The following is a 22,315-nucleotide window of genomic DNA, read 5'->3' as shown; positions in this document are numbered from 1 at the left end:
TATACTGCAGCGGTGAGAGTTTAAAGCCTGAAGTTATGCCATTTACCATTGCCAGCCTGGTCAGTTTTGAGGAAGACATCAAAAAAAGCCGCTTTCAGGCCTTTGCCACCCCTGTTGAGAATGAGCAGGACGTCAAAGATTTTCTGGAAACTTATCGTGATCCAAGCACCACGCATCAATGCTGGGCCTGGAAAATTGGCCATCAGGTACGCTTTAATGATGATGGTGAACCATCAGGTACTGCAGGACGTCCGATACTGGCGACCATTGAAGGCAATGAGCTGACCAATGTGCTGGTACTGGTCAATCGCTGGTATGGCGGGATCAAGCTGGGAACAGGTGGCTTGGTACGTGCCTATGGCGGTTGTGCTGGACAATGTTTGTTGTTGGCAGAAAAAATTGAACTGATTGAAAAGAAGAAGGTGCAATTTTCCTGTCAATTCAATGAGTGGGCCATCTTTCAATATGAATTGAATCAGCAGCAAATCGATTATCAGGAAGAATATACAGCCGAAGGGGTGCAGGTCAGCGCCTTATTTCAGTTACATCAAATTCAACCCTTTGCCCTGAAAATTCAAGATGTGACCCGTGGCCGCGAACAGCTCAAAATCATAGAAGAAGCGACAGATGACTGACGTAGATCCATTACTGAAATATCGTGAGCAGCACAAACATCGCCTGAATTATATGCCTTGGCTGTACTGGTCTTTAAAGCCTAAAAATCGTAGCTGGGCAGAAGCGTGGCAAAAGGACTATCAGGCTTACTTGATGGAAATGGAAACCATTGAGATTGGTGAAAACTGTTTTATTTCACCACTGGCACATATTTTTGCGGAGCCGGGACGTAAAATCATTATTGGTGATAATACCTTTATCGCTGCAGATTGCACCTTACATGGCCCACTAGAGATCGGCAATGAAGTGGCGATCAATCATCACTGCATTCTGGACGGTGGTCGGGTGGGGATTAAACTGCATGATCAGGTACGTATCGCCGCTTATTGTCATCTTTATGCCTTTGATCACGGCATGGATCTGGAGCAGCCGATTTATCAGCAGCCGGTACGTTCACAAGGCATTGAGATCGGGCGGGATGTGTGGCTGGGTGCGCACGTCGGTATCAAGGACGGAATTAAAATCGCAGATCAGGCCGTGGTGGGAATGAACAGTATGGTGACCAAGAATGTTGAGGAACGCACGATTGTCGCTGGTAATCCGGCTCAATTCATTCGCTATCGTGAATAAGCTTTTGGAAGTCAATTGCTTGATACAACAGCCTGACTCAGCAAATAGATCGATATGTTGATCTATATTTGTTCACATAAAAGTTAACATATTTCAATTCAAGCCTTACAGATTTTGCTGCACATTTTTGAATGCTTATGCTAAGTTAAAAATAACTAAGAAATTTTTATCATAAATAGAAGAGAGGCTAAACATGAAACGTGTCATCGCCTGCATCGACTCATCACCATGTATAAACGCGCTGGCTGACGCGGCGGCATGGATTGCCAAACAGACTGGCCGTGAACTGGTCCTGTTACAGGTTTTGGATTATTACCCGGCCAGTTATCATCTGGGGGAAATCAGCGGAGTGATCGGCTTTGAAAGCAATGCCATGTTACTCAAAGAACTGGCTGAGCTTGAACAAAAACAAAGTGAAATCGCGCTGGATTATAGCAATAACCTGCTGCAACACATTTCCGAGCGGATTCTGGCAGAACATGGCATTCAAACCACACATATTCAGGAAAAAGGTGATTTTCTGGAACAAAGCTTTCAGATCCTGCAGCCTGATGATATTGCGGTGATTGGATTGCTCGGTGAACGCTCGGCTGAAAAAAATAAACCAATTGGCACCAATGTGGAAAATTTTATTCGTGGTGCCAATTGTACCGTGATGACGGTCGGAGAACAGTTTAAGCCACCGACACGATTTATTTTCGCTTATGAATATTCACCGACCTGTATCAAGATGATGAAACGGATTGCGGAAAGTGATTTGCTGCGCTTATTGCAATGCCATCTGTTATATATCGGTGATCATGCTGAAATTCTAAATGAGCCTTTGCAATATTTAAATCAGGCCGGTTTAGATGTGGTGCCACAATACCGCTATGGCGATGTCGCAGAAAATATTTTGACCTATCAGCAGGAACTGGGAATTCAGCTGATCGTGTTGGGTGCATTTAGTCACAGTAAAATTCACCAATTTTTCCTTGGTAGTATTGCCACCACTATTTTCCGTAATTCTAAAGTGCCTTTACTGGTTGCGAAGTGAGGATTACATAAAATAACTAAGCGCGAAGTCTAATCGTAAATTGTTACAGCTTGATTTAAAAATAACCAGAGTTATCCTCATATATTGTGGATAACTCTGTGGTTAATATTTATAAGTTAATGTTATTTATAATAAATATGTAATTGGGTGATTTTTGTTCTTATTGTTTTATTTCACAATCGCGAGTGCAAAACCATCATGTCCTTTGCTGCCAACCGTTTGTAAAGCAGTGCATGACAAGATACGTGGATGATTTTGAAGCGCTTTAAACATGTCACGAATGCCTTCAATACTTGGTTTACTATTGTCCGGATTAATGATTTCACCCGCACGAATCACATTGTCCAGAAAAATAAGTGTACCTGAGTGCGACAAGTTTAAACTGAGTTCCAGATATTCTGGATAACTCTGTTTGTCTGCATCAATAAAGATGAAATCGAAAGCTTCCGTATCTTCAGGCAGGGCTTTAAGCACATCTGCTGCACGGCTGCATTTCAGTTCAACGGTCTGTTTAAGCTGCGCGCGATCAATATTTTCCTGACCCATTGCCGCATGGGTATCACGTCCTTCAATCGTCAGGATATAGCCATCATCCGGCAAGGCACGTGCCAGCCACATGGTGCTATATGCTGCAAATGTGCCGAGTTCCAGTATACGTTTACATTGGTTCATCTGGATTAGCATCTGCAACAACATGCCTTGGTTCGGTGCTACAGCCAGATGATCAGGAAAACCGTGCGCTGCGGTATTCTCAAGAGTTTGATTCAGAATAGGGTCTTCAGGAATTAAATGTGAATCAATGTAGTGATCAATGTCTGTCCACATTTGTTGCATAGTCTTAGCACCTCGATTGCGATGCCTGCATTTTAAACTTTTCGCGGCAGAGCGCAATTTATTGTTCTATAGGTGATGATTTTTTAGGCTCTACAATGTCCTGAATGAACTTTGTAGAGTGGTTGTCATGACTTAGTAATTACACATCGAGGAATTACGGCCTAAACTCGGTCCCCAGGTACGATAACCTTGGGTATCGATGTGGATTTGACCTGAAGCATACATGCCAAGTCCCATATTCAGACTTTGACCATGCTGTACCCAGAACTGACACAATTTGAACTTGGTATTTTCAATATAGCTATAATCTTGTGCCTGCGGATATTCAGGCCCAATCCGGAAATCGATGGCAGAGTTGTACAGATGGCGTGAAGAGTTGGCACCACCGGCACACTGGTTTAAAGGCAGGTCACGATAGACTGACGTGACTTCAAAATCAGTCAGTACATTGGCTGCAACCAGATATTTAAAGACTTTTAAAGTTGGGATCTGATTGGCCCATAATTCACGGCTTGGAATCATGTATTGGGAACGGCCACACTTGGCCCAATCACGTGCAGTACGCATCAATTCGAAACTCGGAATGATATTGCCAACCCCATGACGTTCCAGAAAAACCTCATATTCACGCACGCGTGACAAATTATCCAGTGCCGATACCCAGTGGGTATACACATAAGGCACAGTTTTTGGGTGGGCTTTACGATCGTATTGAACACGTTCTTGTGGAATGTAAATCCGTTTTCCAGCAGGTGTGGTGGCCTGTCCAGGTTGTTTTGTGGTCGTGGTACAGCCCACAAAAACAAGAGGAATTATACAAAGACTCAATAATCCCTTTAACAAGTTCTTCATTTATAGAAATCAGATATTTACAAAATAGCGCTATTTTAGACTAAATATAGGGAGAAATTTGGAGAATATTGCAATGAAATGTGTGCGTTGAGTATAAAAAAGATCAGCATTTGCTGATCTTTTAAAGTTTAAACTAATTACTTTTCAAGGTATTGTAATTTGTCTGCTTTGCCATTCCATTCTTCACGGTCTGCTGGCTGGTCACCAATTTGTGTGATATTTGGCCATTTTTGTGACAGGTCAGCATTCAGTTCAATAAAGACTTCTTGACCCTCTGGTAATTCGTCTTCAGAGAAAATTGCATTTGCCGGGCATTCAGGTTCGCATAACGCACAGTCGATACATTCGTCCGGGTTAATCACAAGGAAGTTAGGACCTTCATAGAAACAGTCTACAGGGCAAACTTCAACACAGTCTTGATATTTACATTTAATACAATTTTCAGTGACAACGAAGGTCATGGCGACAGCTACCTAAAAAATATGGTTCTAATTACGAATGCTGTATTTTAGGCAAAAACAGGGGGAACTAACAATTCCTTTTATTGATATTTGTTATATATAGGGCTGTTAAATTTGAAAAAAGGTCGCATACCGATGAATTACAGCATTCATCGGTATGTTCAGGACATCGACCCTATGCCAGATGAGGTCTAGGACCGAGAATTAACTTGACTGTTTGATCAGGTCTTTGAGCGCATATAACTGCTGCAAGGCTTCACGCGGAGTTAAACTATCTACATCAATATCTTCGAGTAAGTCCAGTGCAGGCGATTCTTTTTCAATTTCGATGATACGTTCTATAGGCTCCATAACTTCAGGCATTGCAAACAGATCATGTTGCGGGCTCAGTGGCTTGGCCTGATGCTGTTTTTCCAGAATCTTTAAGCGGTTTTGCGCTTCTTTAATCACCGCAGCCGGAATGCCTGCCAATTTCGCGACTTGCAAGCCATGACTTTGACTGGCCGGGCCATGTTGCACCTTATGCAATAAAATCAGATTACCATTCAGCTCTTTGGCCGTGACATGGTAGTTATTAATGCCACTTTCCTTATCCAGTTCAGTCAGTTCGAAATAATGGGTAGCAAATAGACATAAACATTGAATGCGTTTGGTCAGATCCAGCACACAGGCCCAAGCCAAAGACAAGCCATCATAGGTACTGGTTCCACGGCCAACTTCATCCATGAGTACCAAAGACTGGCTGGTGGCATGATGCAGGATTTGCGAGGTTTCGGTCATTTCCACCATAAAGGTTGATTTGCCGGTCGATAAATCATCGGCAGAACCAATACGGGTAAAGACACGGTCAACCGGACCTAAGGTTGCAGCTTGTGCCGGAACATAGGCACCACAATAAGCCAGTAATACAATCAATGCAGTCTGGCGCATAAAGGTCGATTTACCGCCCATATTCGGACCGGTAATGATGGCCATGCGATGGGAAAAATCCAGTCGCGTATCGTTCGGCGTAAAGGCGGTTTTACTCAGGGCTTCTACCACCGGATGTCGACCGGCAGTAATACTGACGCCGACTTCCGGGCTGAATTTTGGACGCGACCAGTTGCGTAAACGCGCCTGATGGGCAAAATTAGCAATCAGATCAATCTGGGCAATGGCGCTGCTCATCATCTGTAAACTGCCGATATCCTGACGCAGTTCATCCAGCAGCATTTCAAACAGCATTTTTTCACGGGCCAAGGCACGAGATTCGCTTGATAAGACTTTGTCTTCAAATGCTTTCAGTTCAGGTGTGATGTAGCGTTCGGCATTTTTCAGGGTTTGCCTACGAATATAGTGCTCGGGTGCCTGTTCAGCCTGTGCGCGGGTCAGTTCAATATAATAGCCACTGACGCGGTTGTAGCCAATTTTCAGTCCCGGAATGCCGCTTTGTTCACGCTCTTTAATTTCCAGATCAATCAGGAACTGGCTGGCATGATCACGAATCTGACGTAGTTCATCGAGTTCACTGTCAAAACCTTCTGCAATGACATTACCATCACGAAGCAGGACGGGTGGATTTTCCACAATGGCAGACATCAGACGTTGATGTAGATCATGGAAGTCGCCGAGTTCTTCATTGAGTTGTACTAAAAGTTTGGACTGTTGCTGACTGACAATCGGTTGCAGGGCATGGCGTAACAATGGAATTTGCGCGCAGGCCTGTCGCAATTGCACCAGATCACGTGGACGGGCACTGCCAAGCGCAATACGGCTCAGCACGCGTTCAATATCGCTAATTTCTTTTAGTACCAAACGTACAGGTACTTCGTGGAAACCTTGCAGCAGGGCTTGAATGGCATCCAGGCGCTCATCCAGCAAGGCGGTATCGCGTAAAGGTTGCATCAGGGTGCGACTGAGCAAGCGCCCCCCCATGGCAGTCTGGCAATCATTGATTAGCTGAGATAAGGACGTCCCATGTTCAAATAAAGGCTCAATCAGTTCAAGATTACGGCGTGTCACCGGATCCAAAGCAATAAAATCTGAACTCTGTTCTAGCTGAATCGTGCGGATATGCGGTAACGCAGTTTTCTGAGTTTCTTTGGCGTAGTGAATCAGTGCCGCTGCGGCTGCTTTAGCCAAAGGTAAATGATCAATTCCGAAACCTGAAAGCGTGCTGACGGCAAACTGGTTACATAAGGTTTTTTGTGCATTATTCAGGTTGAAATCAACATTTGGACGTTTGGTGACCGAGATATCCAGTTGCTGTTTGAGTTGTTCGGTCAATGTCGGATCAGCGATATTTTCATCCAGCAGAATTTCGCTTGGCATCAAACGTGCCAGTTCAATCATGAGCTGGTTAAGATCATAATCCTGCTGCTGTACTTTAAATAAGCCAGCGCTGAGATCGAGAAGTGCAATGCCAATCTGACTCTGCTGAATACATAAAGCCACCAGATTCGAGCTTTGATGTGCACCGAGCATGGCATCATCGGTCAGGGTGCCCGGCGTAATAATCCGAACTACACCACGCTCAACCGGTCCTTTCCCAGTAACCTCGCCGATCTGCTCGCAGATCACCACGGTTTCGCCTTTTTTGACCAGACGTGCCAGATAGCCCTCGGCTGCATGATAAGGCACGCCCGCCATAGGAATCGGCTGACCATTGGCTTTACCACGATGGGTCAGGGTAATGCCTAAAATCTTGGCTGCCTTGTGTGCATCTTCAAAGAACAGTTCATAAAAATCACCCATACGATAAAACATCAAAGAATGCGGATGCTGCATTTTCACCGACATGTATTGCTGCATCATGGGCGTTAAGGTAGAAAGATCAGCCATAATTTCTGAACTGGTCATTAAAAATAAATCCTTTCAACAAGAGATAAATGCAAATACTGCTCAATAGGCTATGCAGGAAAATTTAAAGCACATTTTCAATCAGGCCAATCCAACATGGTTGAGCACAGGAGATCGAAAATGTGAAATGAATCTGCTGATTCAATTCAGCTTTAAAGCTGTATTGCAGCAAGTCTATCAAATTTAATTTTTAGAAAGAAATGAAATTCCAGATGAATCTTTAAGTCAGCGCTCAGATCTGTCGCTATGGCTTCTTATTCAGCATTATTTGCAATTTTAAAAAATAAACCACCGGATGCGAACATGCGGTGGCAAGTCTCAATCAAGACGATAGTTTATTCCGGATCATAAAGACCAAGATCGGTCAGATGTAATCTGAGAATCCGGCGTAATTCCAGTACGGCTTCAGGCGTTTCCTGAATCGAGTGGCCACCCTTAATGACTTTGCTAGATACAGCACCATTTAGGTAAGCACTCTCATATGAAACGATATCATCGCTCATGAGCTTGGTGTCTTGCGTATCTACGGTATTGCCGATAATCGAGTGAAATTTGATATCTTTAGAAGGCTGAATATCCTGGGTCAACGCCGTGAATTTTGAATTTTCACTCAGATCGCTTGGGCCATTTTGAATCAGGTCATGCCCCAGTTCTTTGACAAACTCGTTTAACCCGATCTGGCCTTGCAGGGTATCGGCAAAGGCACCCCAAAATGCACCCGGTATACGGATAATTTTACGGGCCAGTTTGGTATGCCAGCGGTCGGCATATTCTGTCCCACGATGTGGTGTCGCTAAGAAAATGGCCCGAGTGAAATTTGGAATAGGCCGCATTTGCAGGCGTGCTTTAAAGAGCGGGTTATCCTTAAATTGTGCAATGCGGGTATTTTGTACCAGCTTGAATGCATCTTGGGTAATATCGGCCTGACTGACCATTAAACGGGCAATCACACCTCCCATGCTATGTCCGACCAGTACCGCATCTTTTTTGGCTGGTGCATTGTTCGCGACCTGGGCAAAGCCTTGCTGAACCAGTGCATTAATTTGAAAACGGCTTTCCAGAATCGGCATATTAGTAGAATAAAATACCTGCCAGACCTGGAAATTTTCTCTTAATACCGGATCACCCATAATGTCGTTGGTCAGACGAATCCAGGCTTCAGGACTACTGGCCAGGCCATGAATCAATACCAGCACTTTCTTGTCCGGATTATAAGGTTCCAGCATGTACAGGTGCGGCATGCTCAGACTGTCTTCGCGATTAATCAGCGTCAGATAGGCTAAACGCCCCAGATTGTTCTCGGCCAGCCATAAACCGTAAGGTGCGGAAAAGTTGGCGGCTAGCGCATATTCTTTCGAAGCTACTTTGATCTTTTCATGTTTATAAGGGTCATACAGTTTCAGGTGAAACTCCGAAGTAGATAAAATCTGTTCAGTCGAATTCGCGGATTTTGGTACAGCAGTAATGGTGGTCGCCAGATAGCGTGCTGAATGAATGTTAGGATTTTTACCATTTGGATAGTTGTGCTTGAGCGGATCGACAATATATTTTTTATCCTGCTCGGTTTGCTGTGCTTCAGGTAAAACCACTAAAAATTCTGAACCAAAACCATCACGACGAGTAATGGAACGTAGGCCGGAAAAGTTCATGTTATAGGTGGACATCAGCTGTTCAATGGTCTGGTTTTTCAGCTGCGGAAAATTTTCCAGATCAATGGTGTATACACTGTCACCGACCTGAATGCGCTGGCCGGACTGTTTGGCTTCATAACGTTCAGCATAGCGTTGAATCAGATGAGCAATCGCCAGGTTATAAAAGTCACGAATCTGGACCTGGCGGTTATCAAAAATCCGCTCTTGCGGCGCACGCTCGGTTTTAAATAGATAGGCATAGCTATAACGAATGCTTTTATCCAGCATCGTGAGCTGCTGATCCAGACATTTCTGGATATTCTGTTTGTGTTGTTGCTGTTTTTCCGGTGACCGGGTTTTGTTTAAGACACCGGTGTTGCATTCGGCAGACTTGGCATTTTGTAAGGAGTTGGCGAGATATAATTCACTTGCTGTAGAAAGCAATTGTTCATCTAAAATCTGGGGAATACTTTTCAGATCTTCCACACATTCTTCGGGCTGATCAATACAGATCTGGGCTTCACGACCTGTCATGGATAACACATTCAGACTGGCTTCACTGAGCTTGTCGCGGGTCAAGATGCTGTCACGCTCATTGTTCAGCGTGACATTAATAGCCTGTTCCTTAACACTGACCACCTGACAGCCGCTGAGTACGCTGGTGATGAGTAAAGTGCACAGCATTAATCTTTTATTTATTTTTTCGTGCATAAAACTTTTCACTGAATTCAAGTTATAAAGCGGGATAATGTTTTGTATTTTACTAATTTTTTCCCATAAAAATAGACCGCCGTAGCAGTCTATTTGTAATCAAATTGAAGCGAATCTTGTTATGGCGTTACCGGTGCTGTTGCTGGCTCTGCAACCGGAGCAGGTGTTGAGCTTTGCAGAATTTGCCAAACATTCCAGCGGCCATTTTTTTCAATTTCCTGAATCAGGCGGTCAGCCACTTCAGCTTCTTGCGGATATTTCACCTTATAGTTCGCCAAGGTTTGAGTGGCATTTTTCTTCTGTTCTAATGCAATATAGTTATTGGCTGCAGAAAGATAAGCCTCCTGAACACCAGCTTTCATGGCTTTGTCCAGATAAGCGATGGCTTCTCGTTGACCACCGCCTTCAGATAGACCAAAACCAAACCAGAAGTTGACTTCAGGATCATCCGGGTTGATTTTGAGAATACGCTGGGCATAGGTCAGGGAATTGGTAGTATAGACTGAACCCAGATCCAGGTTACGTGCCATCACGCTGGCTTTAAAAGCACGCATCAATACATCAAAAGAGGCATTTGGACGGGCCGCTAAAGTATCCAGTTGTCGGGTGACTTCACGTAGTTTGGCTTCAAAGCCACGGCGTTCCTGACGATCGCTGAAACGTGGTGGATAATGACGTGCCTTACCTTCGACCATTTGCAGGAAATCGTCAATTTCGGTGATATCGATTTCATTTGAATTGGCAAGTGCTGCATAACGCATTGCACGGGTATTGCTATCTACCACTGGAATAATCAGTTTATTCACATCCAGGGTCAATTGCTTGGATGGATCATTAGGATCCGTCACCACCATCTTGGTTACAGGCTGCGCTGCAGCTTTTTTCAAATGCACTTCAAATTCAGGTGGTTCATTATAATTGAATGGATTTAAAGCATAAAATGGTGGGCTCAGTTCAGGCTCTACAAAAACCACTTGATCTACAGGTTTCTCAGTAGATTTCTGAGGAGTGGTTGAACACGCAGTAATTGTGAATGCTAAGCAAGCAAGTGCCAAGGGCTTAAAGGTCATAATAGTCATCCATTCTGTTATTTTTAAAACATCTATTCAAAAATTGCATGATCGTCAGTCTATGAAAAGTATAACGATCATGCAAGTAAACCCGTGTTACAGAGTGAAGTGTGATATTCAGGCTTTGGATTGGCTGGTTTGCGCTTCACATTCACGGCGCGCTTCTTCCAGAATCTCCAACTCTTTTTTACTCAAAGGCTGGCCATCCTGTTGCTGCTTGTTAAAGGTCGGATCTAACAAAGAAAGACGATTGCACAAGTTGTTCATGCGTTTTTCATTTTGCTGAATGCGATCCAGCAGAATCCGCATGCCTTCCAAAATCGGATCGGACTGGTCTTCAGTTGCGGCATAGGGCTGGAAACCGATACTTTCTGCATAGTCACGACGACGCGCTTCAGCATCATCTTTGGGTTTGTCTTTGGTGATAAAACGTGCCGGGTTGCCCACAGCTGTGGCGTTCTCAGGAACCGCTTTGGTGACGACCGCATTAGAACCGACTTTGGCATTTTTACCCACGGTAAATGGCCCTAGAATCTTGGCACCAGCACCGACCACCACGCCATCTTCTAGGGTCGGATGACGTTTACCTTTATTCCAGGTCGTTCCACCCAAAGTCACGCCGTGATAAAGCGTCACGTCATCGCCAATTTCAGCAGTTTCGCCAATTACGACACCCATACCGTGATCGATAAAGAAACGGCGGCCAATTTTTGCACCCGGATGGATTTCAATGCCTGTGGCAAAGCGGCTAAACGAAGACAACGCACGCGCAGTTCCTTTACAGTCTTTGTTCCATAGCTCATGTGCCATGCGATGCATGATCAGCGCATGAATGCCAGGGTAAGTGGTTAAGACTTCTAAGGTATTGCGTGCTGCAGGATCGCGCGCAAAGACAGCTTGTATATCTTCTTTGAGCTGTTTTAGCATTAGATTTGATCCTCGTCCTGTGATGATGTGTGTGAAGATTTTTTCCAGGTACCGTTATTCAATGCCTGAACACGGCTGAAAATACCACGAAGTAAGTGATATTCCATACGATCTAATTGTATACGTCCGAAGAGACGACGCAAGCGTAAAGGCAATAATCTTGGATTTTTTGGATCCATAAATTCAATTTCTGCCAGCATTTTTTCCAAGTGCGGATAGAACTGTTCCATCTGCGCATGATTGACTAAAGGTTCATCCCATTCCATTTCAATGCCATCAATGACTTGCATGGTCGCTTTAGCATCACGTGGCTGTTCAATTTGACTCATCGTTGCCATGCGCATCTCATAGCAGATCACCTGAATCGCCTGAGCTACATTCAGTACGCCATAATCAGTATTCACAGGAATAGTCAGATGATAATTGGCCATCGCCAGTTCTTCATTGGTCAGACCACGGTCTTCACGGCCAAATAGAATCGCGACTTCCTGCTGATTTTGTACCACGGCGGACATGGCTTTTTCAGCGGCAGGGCGCACATCTAACAGCGGCCAGGGAATGGTACGGCTACGTGCGCTGGTACCGAATACAATCTGACAGTCTTTAATGGCATCTTCAAGGGTTTCTACAATCTCGATCTGCTCGATCAGGTCAGTTGCACCCGCGGCCAGCGCGTCAATATCCGGATGCGGATAGGTTTTCGGTGCCACCAGAACCAGCTTAGACAAGCCCATGGTTTTCATGGCACGTAAGGCACTGCCGATATTGGCAGGTAAAGTGGTATTGACCATGACAATACGCACATGGGAGAGATGTGCTGAAACAGCAGCATTGTCAATTTGACTCATGAGGATTCCAATTTTAAGGTGTTTTAAAGATCAGGATTTATGAATATTGCGGCTGGGATTCAGCCTGATACAGCTCCAGTGCATCATCCATGCTCATGCCCGCAGGCGGCGGAGGAATATCCACCGGCTTGGCCTGTTCATAGGACACGGCTTTGGCAGCTTTGGACTTGACCTGATACTCAATATGCAAGGCTTCTTTACCAAAATAATCACGCAATTTGGCTAAGAGCTCATCCAGTGGGGCAACTTTCCAGTTGAGACCCAGATGCAGTTCAGTCGTGGCATACGGATAGTCCAGATACAGAATCACCGGAATATGTGCTGACATATCGACATTACAATAAGGAGTCAGAATCTGCTGCAGGTCACGGCTCAAGCTCTTGCTGAAATGCTCGGCTGTGAGAGTAATCTTGATGCTATTGGCACGTTTCTGACGAATTTCATTCAGGCTAAATGCTTTGGTGAGGCGTCCCATCGGACGGTCAAAGCCTTCACGCTCATAAATTTCACCTTCAATCACCACCACCTTATCGAGCTGGATAATCTCTTTAAAGCGGTTGAAGCGTTCGTGATTGGCTGAAATCTCAATCCGTGCCGTACCATCATCCAGTGTCATCATCATCCGGTTCGGAAAGTTGGCAATATCCACCACCAATCCTGCAAACACGGTGGTCACGCCACGGCGGGTCGGCGTCAGCTCATTGATCTGACTAGGCACAAAGGCTTTTAGTTCATTGCGATACACATCAATCGGGTGGCCGGTTAAATACAGGCCAAGCGTGTCTTTCTCACCTTTCAGGCGAACTTCATCTGCCCAAGGTTTGACTGGCTTAGATGGCTTGCGCTGAACTTCTTCAACTTCGCCAAACAGGTCCATGATGCCGGTTTCACGATTGGAACGTGCCTGTTCCGCAGCTTGAACCGCTTCAGGCAGTTGCGCCATCAGGTCGGCACGGTCAATTCCCAAGCAATCCAGTGCACCTGAACGAATCAGTGCTTCTAGAGTACGCTTATTGATTTTTTTCAGGTCAATACGATGACAGAAATCAAACAAGTCACGGAATGAACCTTCTTGCGCACGCGAGTCAATCACTGACTGCATCGCCGCTTCACCGACGCCTTTGATCGCACCCAGACCATAGACAATGGTTTGCTCATCGATAGCATGGAATTGATACAGCGACATATTCACTGACGGCGGTAAAACTTCCAGATTATTCTTGCGACAGTCATCAATCAGGAATACCACGTTGTCGGTGTTCTGCATCTCCGAGGTCAATACTGCCGACAGGAATTCAGCCGGATAATGCGCTTTCAGCCATGCAGTTTGGTAGGCAACCAAAGCATAGGCAGCCGCATGCGATTTGTTAAAACCATAGCCGGCAAACTTTTCCATATAGTCAAAGATATGGTTGGCCGTAGCTTCATCAATGTCTTTTTTCGATGCACCTTCAATAAAGATCTGGCGCTGTTTGACCATTTCTTCCGGTTTTTTCTTACCCATCGCACGACGTAACAAGTCCGCGCCGCCGAGGGTATAGCCGGCACAATACTGTGCAGCCTGCATTACCTGTTCCTGATACACCATAATCCCGTAGGTGGGTTCTAGCACGCCTTCAAGCAAGGGATGCAGATATTCAAAATCGCCACCATGCATCCGGTGAATAAAGTCAGGAATCAGATCCATCGGGCCTGGACGGTACAGCGATACGAAGGCAATAATTTCTTCAAACTTGCTCGGACGTGCCTCTTTCAGCATCTTCTTCATGCCCACGGATTCAAACTGGAATACCGCAGTGGTGTTGGCATTGGCAAAGACCAAATATGCGTCTTTATCCTCAAGCGGGATATAAGCAATGTCTAAAGGCTTGTCAGATTTGATGCGTTTATTAATATTTTTAACCGCATCTTCAATCACAGTCAGGTTTCGTAAACCCAAGAAGTCAAACTTCACCAGACCTGCAGATTCGACATCGTCTTTATCGAACTGTGCCACGCGTCCGGTACCATCGGCATCACACATAACCGCAGAGAAATCAGTAATTTTGGTCGGCGAGATCACCACACCACCGGCATGTTTACCAGTATTTCGGGTAATACCTTCCAGTTTCAGTGCCATTTCCCAGATTTCGGCTGCATCGTCATGATCTGGATTGGATGGATTGGTGACGATATCTTTAAGCTGTGGTTCAGCCTCCAGCGACTCAAGTAGGCTTAGACCTAAAGGCTTGGTCGGGATCATTTTCGAGATACGATCTGCCAAGCCATAAGATTTGCCCAAAACGCGGGCAACATCACGAATCGCACCTTTGGCCGCCATGGTACCAAATGTTGCAATCTGGGAGACTGCATCTCGGCCATAGGTACGCGCCACGTAGTCAATCACGCGGTCACGGCCTGCGATACAGAAATCGACGTCGAAGTCGGGCATCGAAACACGTTCCGGGTTCAAGAAACGTTCGAACAGCAGTTCATAACGCAGCGGATCAAGATCGGTAATTTTTAAGCTATAGGCGACCAGTGAACCTGCACCCGAACCACGCCCCGGACCGACCGGGACGCCGTTACTTTTCGACCACTGAATGAAGTCCATCACGATCAAGAAGTAGCCGGGGAATCCCATCGAGTTAATGATATTAATCTCGTATTCGATACGCTCATCATAAGGCTTACGAATGTCCGGCCAGTCTTCATCACGTTGTTCAGGCGGATACAGGAAATTCAGGCGTTCTTCCAGACCTTCTTTGGACAAGTGCGCAAAGAAGGTATCAATGGTATGACCTTCAGGAATCGGATAATCAGGCAGGAAGTATTTGCCCAGTTGCAGCGTCACATTACAGCGTTTGGCAATGTGATAGGTGTTCTCAATCGCAGATGGAATATCCGAGAACAGCGCCGTCATTTCTTCAGCAGATTTGAAATATTGTTCAGGTGAATAGGTTTTAGGGCGGCGGTTGTCACCAAGCACATAACCATCTGCAATACATACCCGTGCTTCATGCGCTTCATAATCTTCACGGGTCATGAAGTGCACATCGTTATGTGCGACCACACCAATATTGTATTTTTTTGCCAGTTTGACCGCTTCCAGAATAAAGTTATCTTCATCCGGACGATTGGTACGGGTCAGGGCAAGATAAACACGATTGCCAAATTTTTCGACCCATTCTTCTAGCAGCGGTTCCGCTTTTTGCGGATTTGAACTCATCAGCATTTTGCCGACATCGGAATGCATGCCGAGCAGGGCAATCATGTCCTCAGACTGATTTAAAATCCATTGTTTTTGAACGCAGGGGATATCCAGTTGCTGACCACTGATAAAGCCTTCAGATACCAGTTCAGTCAGGTTGCGCCAGCCGGTATTGGTCATGGCCAATAAGGTCATGCGATGTTCGGCATCATTCAGGCGAATTTCGGAACCCAGAATCGGCTTGATGCCTTTGCCTAAACATTTGCCATAGAACTTGACGGCAGCATGCAGGTTAGAAAGATCCGTGAGCGCAAGGGCAGGCATCTGTTCTTCTTCGGCAGCTTTGACCAAGTCAGGTATCCGTACGATGGATTCAGTAATCGAAAATTCTGTATGAATACCAAGATGAACAAAGTGCATAGATGAGTCCCTGCTAAAACCATTGAATAGTTTAACATGGGATTTATTGTTTCAGTTTGAAATTGAGGGGAAATGGCTAACTTTTAGGTCAAGTTTGAATTTGATTTTTTAAGCTGATTATTTAGTTAGTTGTTAGAAGATATTTTCTTTTACTTTTGATGGGACAAAAGTAACAAAACCCTTTTGTTGATCTAATGGAACTTCCATGTGCTATAAATCAACGGGCGACTTCCTGTCGCCGTGGCACGTATCAAATAGTTGCAGGACTTTACTTTGAAATAATGAGAAAGGGTTCGTAAGTATTAAAAACAATAAACCCTCTTTTTAGAGGGCTTTATTCATACATAAAAACTAGCTTAACGAAGTCGGGATAACCAGTCACCGAGGCTTTGTACAATCTGCACTAGAATCAGTAATACAATCACCGTCATGATGACTACAGAGGTATCAAAACGCTGATAACCATAAGAAATCGCTAAGTCACCAATACCACCCGCACCGACAGCACCGGCCATTGCCGTTGCACCAATCAAACTGATGGTAGCAGTAGTCAAGTTTAGAATCAGTGAGCTACGCGCTTCCGGCAGAATAAACTTAAAGATAATTTGCATTGGCGTCGCGCCCATCGCTTGGGCAGATTCGATAATACCTTCATTCACTTCGAGTAAAGAGGTTTCAATCAGGCGACCAATGTATGGGCCGACATAAATGGTCAATGGAACAATCGCTGCCCAGGTCCCAATCGATGTGCCGACAATTAACTTGGTCAGTGGAATCACTGCAATCAACAAGATAATAAACGGCAGGGAACGCAACGCATTCACAATCGGATTGAGACCGTGATAAATCACACGATTCGGCAGAATTCCATTCGGACGTGTTACCAACAGGGTAATCGCCTGAATAAAGCCCCAGATACAGCCAAACAGCATCGCGAAGAACACCATATGAAAGGTTTCTTGCAGCGCTGTCACAAACTGATCTATCGACAGGGAGCTTTTCCAGAACGGCGCCGTGATCGTCGTCAGCCACTGTACAATTAAATCTCTCATGCCTGTACTCCCGCCTGATCGACTTGTACGCCGTGTTGTTCAAGAAATTTTATTGCTATCTGAATTTCTTGTGCATCACCCAGTAGCTGAATAAACATCTGGCCAATGACCGCACCCTTAATTTCGGTCATGTTGGCAAACAGAATATTTAAACTGATATCAAACTGTTTAATGACAGCCTGAATTACAGTTTCCTGAGCTGAGCTACCAAGGAATTTTAGGCAATAAATACTGTGATGGTTCTGGTTTTCCAGATTATTCAGAATATTGACCGGTAAATGTTGCTGAAGTACAGTCTGAATGAAATTCTTGGTGGTCGGGTGCTGTGGCTGACTAAATATTTGTAAGGTGCTGCCTGTTTCAATCACATCACCTTTTTCCATCACAGCGACATAATCACACACGGTTTCAATCACATCCATTTCATGGGTGACCATAACAATGGTGATGCCTTGTTCTTCATTAATTTTTTTAAGGAGCTGTAGAACAGATTTGGTGGTTTGTGGATCAAGTGCAGAAGTTGCTTCATCACAGAGTAAAATTTTTGGATGATTGGCAAGGGCACGGGCAATGCCGACGCGCTGCTTTTGACCGCCAGACAATTCATCTGGAAACGCATGACGTTTATGTTTCAGGTCAATAAAGTCTAATAATTCTTCGAGGCGCTTTTCCCGTTCTGCCTTGCTCCAGCCGAGGAGTTTCATGGGCATTTCGATATTGGCCGCCACAGTTTTAGTTTGCATTAAATTGAAATGCTGAAAAATCATGCCGATGCTGGCACGTTCTTGACGCAATGCTTTGGCATCGAGTGCGGTAAAGTCTGTTCCGTTAATGATAATCCGGCCTGAGCTTGGGCGCTCAAGCAGGTTGATCAGACGGATGAGGGTGCTTTTACCGGCACCACTATAACCGATGATGCCAAAAATACTGCCGGTTGGAATCTGAAGATTAATCTGATTCAAGGCATGCAAGGTTTGACCCTTAAGCTCATACTGTTTTGAAATATCTTTAAATTCAATCATAGTCTCAAAAACTGCATCACGGATAAAAAAACAGGCAAGAAATCGTCCTTGCCTGTTCTAAAAGTCTATTATAGTACTATTTTGATTCAGTTAAATACGTCACAGGTTTGTTTACCGCAACTTTCGTACCACCAAAATGTTCATCAACATATGCTTTTACTGCTGGCGTATGATACAACGCACCTACTTTTTGCAGGACTGGATCGTTTTGACGGTCTGCTGCAACAGCTAATACGTTGACATTCATTTTTGTGCTTTGATCGATTGGCTCATAGTAAATCGCATCTTTCAATACGTTTAAACCACCTTCCATTGCCAGGGTATTGCCCAGCACAATCGCATCAACTTCATCTTTTACACGTACTGCAGTCGCCATTTGAATTGGCTTAATCACGATTTGTTTTGCATTTTCGGTCACATCAGAAGTTGTACCTTTGACATTGTCAAAACCAGCTTTTAATTTAACTAGGCCTGCTGATTGTAAAAGTAATAATGCACGTGATTCGTTTGCGCCGTCGTTAGGAATAGCAATGGTTGCACCAGTTTTAAACTCGTTTAAAGATTTCACTTTGCTTGAGTAAATACCCATTGGCTCTAAATAAGTGGTAGATAGAGGTACAATTTTGGCTGTGTTGGCATCGTTGTAAGCAACCATATAGGCATAAGACTGGAATGCATTCACATCAATTTCTTTGTTGGCTACTGCCGTGTTCATTGACACATAGTCAGTAAAATTTTTCACATCAAGTTTGATACCGGCTGCTTTGGTTTCAGGCAGGGTCGCGATATAACGCCATACGTCTGCATCTGAACCGGTCGAAGCCATAGTTACAGTTTGAAGACCATTAGCATCTTTGCTTTGCGCTGCATCAGTGGCAGGCGCTTCTTGTTTACCACACCCAGTTAAAGTCAATACAGAGGCACTTAAGATAACGCCAAGTAACTTTTTCATGAAATTGTCCTAATTCTATTCTTGCCTAAAGTATAAGCATTTTTAAATCGTGTTAAATAAGAGTTTTATTACGATCTAAGTAGGTGGCTTGATCATGGTTGAAGAGAGCTTGAGATCGGAAGATGCAAGCGTGCAGCAACAGTTCTGATGAACTTGATCAAGTCAGAGGCAGCCCAAATCTGATGTACCTGATCTATTTTGGAGAGAGAAAATAGATATTTTATAAGTACATGGTAAGGTTTGGGTGTTCTGAAGTTGCGAATATCATAACAATAAATCTATATTCGATATACTGGATAGAAAAGCCTTGCTTATCTCTTTAGTCGAATATAAAAAAGATCTTTTAAAGAAAATATTAATTAAAACAATATATTATTTATATTGAAAATATGGCTTTAATAAATATGTCTAAATACTGATCTTTATAAGATTTTGTAAGATAGAAATATAAAAAATGCATATAGATAAATTAAAGAAAATATCTGATTTTTGGCAAATTAAGAAAATTCTATCATTAACGAGATAAATTTTTCCTTTATATTAACTAAGCTTAGTATCTGATCTTGGTCTTCTCAGGTCATGATACTACAAGCTTGTTTTAACAGAAGGGAATATACAGATAATCTGAACGCTGTTTTTCATAGAGTACGTGTCTACACAAGATATGATCGGCAGGTACAAGTGGATGATCAAACTCTCCCACTTTTTCTAAGCTAATATTTTGCATGACACGTTCTGATGGTGTGTTGATGCAGGCAGTAAAAGAAATGACTTTCTCTAGGCGCAGGGTTCTAAAGGCATATTTCAGTACAGCTTTGGCTCCTTCAGTTGCATAGCCTTGGTTCCAGTATTGCGGTAACAAGCGCCAGCCAATTTCAGGGGCATCGGCAATTTTAAGCTCAGGTGGATGCACGTGTAAGCCAATAAAACCGATGAATTCGCCTGTAGCTTTGAGTTCTACGGCAAGGAGTCCCCAACCACGTGTATCAATAGCATTACGAATACGTTCAAGAAAAGCAGTTACCTCAGCCGCATCGAGTTTTTTAGGGAAGTAGCGCATGACCTCGTCATCTGCACACATTTGGATAAATGGGGCAGTGTCGGAATCTTGCCATTGGCGTAGGATGAGGCGAGGGGTGGTAATTGAAGCTGATGACATATACTTAGACCAAGATATAAGATGTTATCTATTAATCATTAAAATTTAATATAACATGGATGAAATTATGTTGGATGATCAACAGATTCAGAATCAAGAAACGCAAGTTTGTAGTAATCCTGCTTGGATGGTTCATCTAAAACCTTTTTCAGCAATCATTAGTGAACAACAACCTAGGATTAATTTTTCATTAGATCAGATCAATAACAATGATTATGAGGGAATGCAACTATCAAAAGTAATCGGAATTCTTTCTTTAGAAAGTGATGATAGTTTAGGTGCTTTAATTAGTTATAACGGAGCAATTGCAATCCCTCAAAGCGAAAATTTTCCAACACGCATTGATGGTATGATCCTAGACAGTATCGTGGACAATCGATCCCTCTAAATTCTTGAAATATTTCTGTTCAAAGGCTTCTGGACTTAACCAGCCGTTTGCAGAATGCCTTCTGACCCGATTGTAATAAATCTCAATATAATCAAACAAGACCGCATTCGCCTCTTTTCGAGTCGAAAACACACTGCCATGTACCACATGACCTTTTAATGTATGAAAGAAGCTTTCAGTCACTGCATTATCCCAACAGTTTCCACGTCTAGACATACTCTGAGTACAATCATTTTTCAGTAACAGCGCTCTAAAATCACGACTACAGTACTGTGAGCCTTGGTCCGAATGAACCATAACACCAGTTGGATAACCCTGACGAGCCATTGCATAGTTAAACGTATCACACACCAACTGGCGGTCTATTCGATGGCTGGTTTGCCACCCCACGATACGACGGCTAAATAAATCTAGCATCACACATAAATACAACCAACCTTCTTTAGTGCGGATATAGGTAATGTCTGTTGTCCAGACTTTATTAGGCTGAGTAACTGTAAATTGGCGATCCAACAAGTTGGGTGCTGTAGGCAAACGATGGGTTGAATCAGTCGTATGCTTGTATTTACGCGCAATCCTGCTACGTAAACCAAGCTTTTTTAGCATCCTTCCAATAGTACGTTCGCTCATGTTGTAACCTAAATCATGCATGTCATGTACTAATGAAGGTGCACCCAATCGTGCATGATGCTGCCAATATACGGCTTTTAAGTCATTATATTTCTGTGCCGTATTGGCTTGACGTTTTCGCCAGGCATAATAGCCTGAAGTGCTGACACCTAGGTATTTACAGGCAGAAGATACGGTGACTTCATTCATATCTAGATCTTGAATTACCGTGTACTTTTCTTGGCATGATCTGTTAGAAAGTACACATGCGCTTTTTTTAAGATGTCATTGGCTTCCTTGAGCTGTTTGACTTCTTTCTCTAATTCCACGATCCGCTGTTGTTCTGGTGAAAGTTGACGTTTGCTTGAACCTGCCGGATTGGTTTCACGAATCCATTTATCTAATGTTTAATAACCCACACCTAATTTCTGGGCGATTGCAGCTACAGACTCGTGTGAGTTTGAAAGTGCATAATCAATCGCTTGCTGTTTAAATTCGGGACTAAAACGTTTAGCCATTTCTTGAATCTCCAAAGATTAAAGTTACGTTATCTTTAGAGGGTCGTGCTGTCCATTATTTTGTCTAGGATCATTATTGCACGCTGTACTGTTGCTCGATTAATGAAAAAGCTAGGTATACAAGGTGTTTGGCGAGGTAAGAACAAACAAACCACCCGTAGCCGAGATGACCAAAAACGAGCAGATGATTTAGTGAAACGTAATTTTAGAGCTGATCATCCTGACCAACTGTGGGTCAGTGACTTTACGTATATTCAAACAAATTCAGGCTGGGTCTATACCGCCTTTATTATTGATGTGTTCTCACGAGCAATTGTTGGCTGGAAAGTATCTACACGAATAAATACAGATAGGGTGCTCGATGCATTAGAGCAAGCATTGCATGATCGAGGCATGCCAAAGAATGTGATTCATCATTCCGACAGAGGTGTTCAATATCTTTCTATTCGCTATACCAATCGTTTAGAGGCAGCAAATTTACGAGCATCAGTCGGTACGACTGGTGATTCATATGATATTGCTTTGGCTGAAACGGTGAATGGCTGCTCCAAA

At 43.8% G+C, this 22,315-nt stretch carries 17 protein-coding genes and 2 pseudogenes; 5 read left to right on the top strand and 14 right to left on the bottom strand.

The genetic code is table 11. The features are described 5' to 3' along the window. The first annotated feature begins 35 nt into the window (after nucleotides 1-35). From ACIG3F_RS11020 to ACIG3F_RS11010, 3 genes are all read left to right on the top strand, one after another. Nucleotides 36-635: a YigZ family protein gene (locus ACIG3F_RS11020; protein ID WP_180038569.1), complete on the top strand. Its 600-nt coding sequence runs from the start codon at nucleotides 36-38 to the stop codon at nucleotides 633-635. Beyond that, complete coding sequence (locus ACIG3F_RS11015) at nucleotides 628-1,245, top strand: acyltransferase (RefSeq protein WP_071851235.1); 618 nt, start codon at nucleotides 628-630, stop codon at nucleotides 1,243-1,245. Before ACIG3F_RS11020 ends, ACIG3F_RS11015 begins: the two co-directional genes overlap by 8 nt. A gap of 193 nt (nucleotides 1,246-1,438) precedes the next feature. Further along, nucleotides 1,439-2,281, top strand: coding sequence for a universal stress protein (locus ACIG3F_RS11010; RefSeq protein ID WP_004279943.1), 843 nt, complete (start codon nucleotides 1,439-1,441; stop codon nucleotides 2,279-2,281). A gap of 168 nt (nucleotides 2,282-2,449) precedes the next feature. On the opposite strand, the gene ACIG3F_RS11005 is transcribed toward ACIG3F_RS11010, so the two are convergent. The 13 genes from ACIG3F_RS11005 to ACIG3F_RS10945 form a co-directional block, all read right to left on the bottom strand. Beyond that, on the bottom strand, nucleotides 2,450-3,115 hold the full coding sequence (locus ACIG3F_RS11005) for an O-methyltransferase (RefSeq protein WP_071851237.1): 666 nt from the start codon (nucleotides 3,113-3,115) through the stop codon (nucleotides 2,450-2,452). Nucleotides 3,116-3,247: 132 nt separating this feature from the next. After that, complete coding sequence (locus tag ACIG3F_RS11000; protein WP_004279938.1) at nucleotides 3,248-3,967, bottom strand: D-Ala-D-Ala carboxypeptidase family metallohydrolase; 720 nt, start codon at nucleotides 3,965-3,967, stop codon at nucleotides 3,248-3,250. 137 nt (nucleotides 3,968-4,104) lie between these two features. After that, nucleotides 4,105-4,428 (bottom strand): ferredoxin FdxA, encoded by a 324-nt coding sequence (gene fdxA / locus ACIG3F_RS10995; RefSeq protein WP_004279936.1) that lies wholly within the window; start codon nucleotides 4,426-4,428, stop codon nucleotides 4,105-4,107. 204 nt (nucleotides 4,429-4,632) lie between these two features. Then, nucleotides 4,633-7,266: a DNA mismatch repair protein MutS gene (mutS, locus tag ACIG3F_RS10990; RefSeq protein WP_396470064.1), complete on the bottom strand. Its 2,634-nt coding sequence runs from the start codon at nucleotides 7,264-7,266 to the stop codon at nucleotides 4,633-4,635. Between the two features lie 335 nt (nucleotides 7,267-7,601). Next, nucleotides 7,602-9,608 carry an esterase/lipase family protein gene (locus tag ACIG3F_RS10985; protein WP_396470063.1) on the bottom strand — a complete coding sequence of 669 codons (2,007 nt, stop codon included), beginning with the start codon at nucleotides 9,606-9,608 and terminating at the stop codon, nucleotides 7,602-7,604. A 119-nt stretch (nucleotides 9,609-9,727) separates the two neighbouring features. After that, nucleotides 9,728-10,678, bottom strand: a complete 951-nt coding sequence (locus tag ACIG3F_RS10980; protein ID WP_396470062.1) for an ABUW_2363 family tetratricopeptide repeat lipoprotein — start codon at nucleotides 10,676-10,678, stop codon at nucleotides 9,728-9,730. 117 nt (nucleotides 10,679-10,795) lie between these two features. Then, nucleotides 10,796-11,605 (bottom strand): serine O-acetyltransferase, encoded by an 810-nt coding sequence (cysE, locus tag ACIG3F_RS10975; protein ID WP_004279928.1) that lies wholly within the window; start codon nucleotides 11,603-11,605, stop codon nucleotides 10,796-10,798. Further along, on the bottom strand, nucleotides 11,605-12,453 hold the full coding sequence (locus tag ACIG3F_RS10970; RefSeq protein WP_004646690.1) for an RNA methyltransferase: 849 nt from the start codon (nucleotides 12,451-12,453) through the stop codon (nucleotides 11,605-11,607). The genes cysE and ACIG3F_RS10970 overlap by 1 nt, the downstream gene beginning before the upstream one ends. Nucleotides 12,454-12,490: 37 nt before the next feature. Continuing rightward, nucleotides 12,491-16,063: a DNA polymerase III subunit alpha gene (dnaE, locus tag ACIG3F_RS10965; protein ID WP_396470061.1), complete on the bottom strand. Its 3,573-nt coding sequence runs from the start codon at nucleotides 16,061-16,063 to the stop codon at nucleotides 12,491-12,493. A 356-nt stretch (nucleotides 16,064-16,419) separates the two neighbouring features. After that, complete coding sequence (locus ACIG3F_RS10960; protein WP_004279923.1) at nucleotides 16,420-17,115, bottom strand: methionine ABC transporter permease; 696 nt, start codon at nucleotides 17,113-17,115, stop codon at nucleotides 16,420-16,422. Then, nucleotides 17,112-18,137 carry a methionine ABC transporter ATP-binding protein gene (locus tag ACIG3F_RS10955; RefSeq protein ID WP_396470060.1) on the bottom strand — a complete coding sequence of 342 codons (1,026 nt, stop codon included), beginning with the start codon at nucleotides 18,135-18,137 and terminating at the stop codon, nucleotides 17,112-17,114. The genes ACIG3F_RS10960 and ACIG3F_RS10955 overlap by 4 nt, the downstream gene beginning before the upstream one ends. 76 nt (nucleotides 18,138-18,213) lie before the next feature. Next, nucleotides 18,214-19,089 carry a MetQ/NlpA family ABC transporter substrate-binding protein gene (locus ACIG3F_RS10950; RefSeq protein WP_005263086.1) on the bottom strand — a complete coding sequence of 292 codons (876 nt, stop codon included), beginning with the start codon at nucleotides 19,087-19,089 and terminating at the stop codon, nucleotides 18,214-18,216. A gap of 598 nt (nucleotides 19,090-19,687) precedes the next feature. Then, nucleotides 19,688-20,248: a GNAT family N-acetyltransferase gene (locus ACIG3F_RS10945; RefSeq protein WP_396470059.1), complete on the bottom strand. Its 561-nt coding sequence runs from the start codon at nucleotides 20,246-20,248 to the stop codon at nucleotides 19,688-19,690. 67 nt (nucleotides 20,249-20,315) lie between these two features. Between ACIG3F_RS10945 and ACIG3F_RS10940 the strand changes: the two genes are divergently transcribed. Beyond that, nucleotides 20,316-20,636: a hypothetical protein gene (locus ACIG3F_RS10940; protein WP_396470058.1), complete on the top strand. Its 321-nt coding sequence runs from the start codon at nucleotides 20,316-20,318 to the stop codon at nucleotides 20,634-20,636. On the opposite strand, the pseudogene ACIG3F_RS10935 reads toward ACIG3F_RS10940, so the two are convergent. Then, nucleotides 20,604-21,763 (bottom strand): annotated as a pseudogene (locus ACIG3F_RS10935) (IS3 family transposase). The gene ACIG3F_RS10940 and the pseudogene ACIG3F_RS10935 sit on opposite strands and share 33 nt — an antisense overlap. Nucleotides 21,764-21,835: 72 nt before the next feature. On the opposite strand from ACIG3F_RS10935, the pseudogene ACIG3F_RS10930 reads away from it, so the two are divergent. After that, nucleotides 21,836-22,315 (top strand): annotated as a pseudogene (locus ACIG3F_RS10930) (IS3 family transposase); the annotation flags it as partial.

The organism is Acinetobacter sp. NPDC052428 (genome assembly GCF_044547685.1).
Lineage (GTDB): Bacteria > Pseudomonadota > Gammaproteobacteria > Pseudomonadales > Moraxellaceae > Acinetobacter > Acinetobacter lwoffii_G.
This window is presented reverse-complemented; position numbering and strand designations above follow the sequence as displayed.

Bases quoted from the DNA above. Each gene is read 5' to 3' on its own strand.
- mutS (WP_396470064.1), bottom strand. From the start codon at position 7,266: ATGACCAGTTCAGAAATTATGGCTGATCTTTCTACCTTAACGCCCATG.
- ACIG3F_RS10950 (WP_005263086.1), bottom strand. From the start codon at position 19,089: ATGAAAAAGTTACTTGGCGTTATCTTAAGTGCCTCTGTATTGACTTTA.
- ACIG3F_RS11005 (WP_071851237.1), bottom strand. From the start codon at position 3,115: ATGCAACAAATGTGGACAGACATTGATCACTACATTGATTCACATTTA.
- ACIG3F_RS11010 (WP_004279943.1), top strand. From the start codon at position 1,439: ATGAAACGTGTCATCGCCTGCATCGACTCATCACCATGTATAAACGCG.
- ACIG3F_RS11020 (WP_180038569.1), top strand. From the start codon at position 36: ATGCCATTTACCATTGCCAGCCTGGTCAGTTTTGAGGAAGACATCAAA.
- ACIG3F_RS11015 (WP_071851235.1), top strand. From the start codon at position 628: ATGACTGACGTAGATCCATTACTGAAATATCGTGAGCAGCACAAACAT.
- ACIG3F_RS10955 (WP_396470060.1), bottom strand. From the start codon at position 18,137: ATGATTGAATTTAAAGATATTTCAAAACAGTATGAGCTTAAGGGTCAA.
- ACIG3F_RS10985 (WP_396470063.1), bottom strand. From the start codon at position 9,608: ATGCACGAAAAAATAAATAAAAGATTAATGCTGTGCACTTTACTCATC.
- dnaE (WP_396470061.1), bottom strand. From the start codon at position 16,063: ATGCACTTTGTTCATCTTGGTATTCATACAGAATTTTCGATTACTGAA.
- fdxA (WP_004279936.1), bottom strand. From the start codon at position 4,428: ATGACCTTCGTTGTCACTGAAAATTGTATTAAATGTAAATATCAAGAC.
- ACIG3F_RS10980 (WP_396470062.1), bottom strand. From the start codon at position 10,678: ATGACCTTTAAGCCCTTGGCACTTGCTTGCTTAGCATTCACAATTACT.
- ACIG3F_RS10970 (WP_004646690.1), bottom strand. From the start codon at position 12,453: ATGAGTCAAATTGACAATGCTGCTGTTTCAGCACATCTCTCCCATGTG.
- ACIG3F_RS10940 (WP_396470058.1), top strand. From the start codon at position 20,316: ATGTTGGATGATCAACAGATTCAGAATCAAGAAACGCAAGTTTGTAGT.
- ACIG3F_RS11000 (WP_004279938.1), bottom strand. From the start codon at position 3,967: ATGAAGAACTTGTTAAAGGGATTATTGAGTCTTTGTATAATTCCTCTT.
- ACIG3F_RS10960 (WP_004279923.1), bottom strand. From the start codon at position 17,115: ATGAGAGATTTAATTGTACAGTGGCTGACGACGATCACGGCGCCGTTC.
- ACIG3F_RS10945 (WP_396470059.1), bottom strand. From the start codon at position 20,248: ATGTCATCAGCTTCAATTACCACCCCTCGCCTCATCCTACGCCAATGG.
- cysE (WP_004279928.1), bottom strand. From the start codon at position 11,605: ATGCTAAAACAGCTCAAAGAAGATATACAAGCTGTCTTTGCGCGCGAT.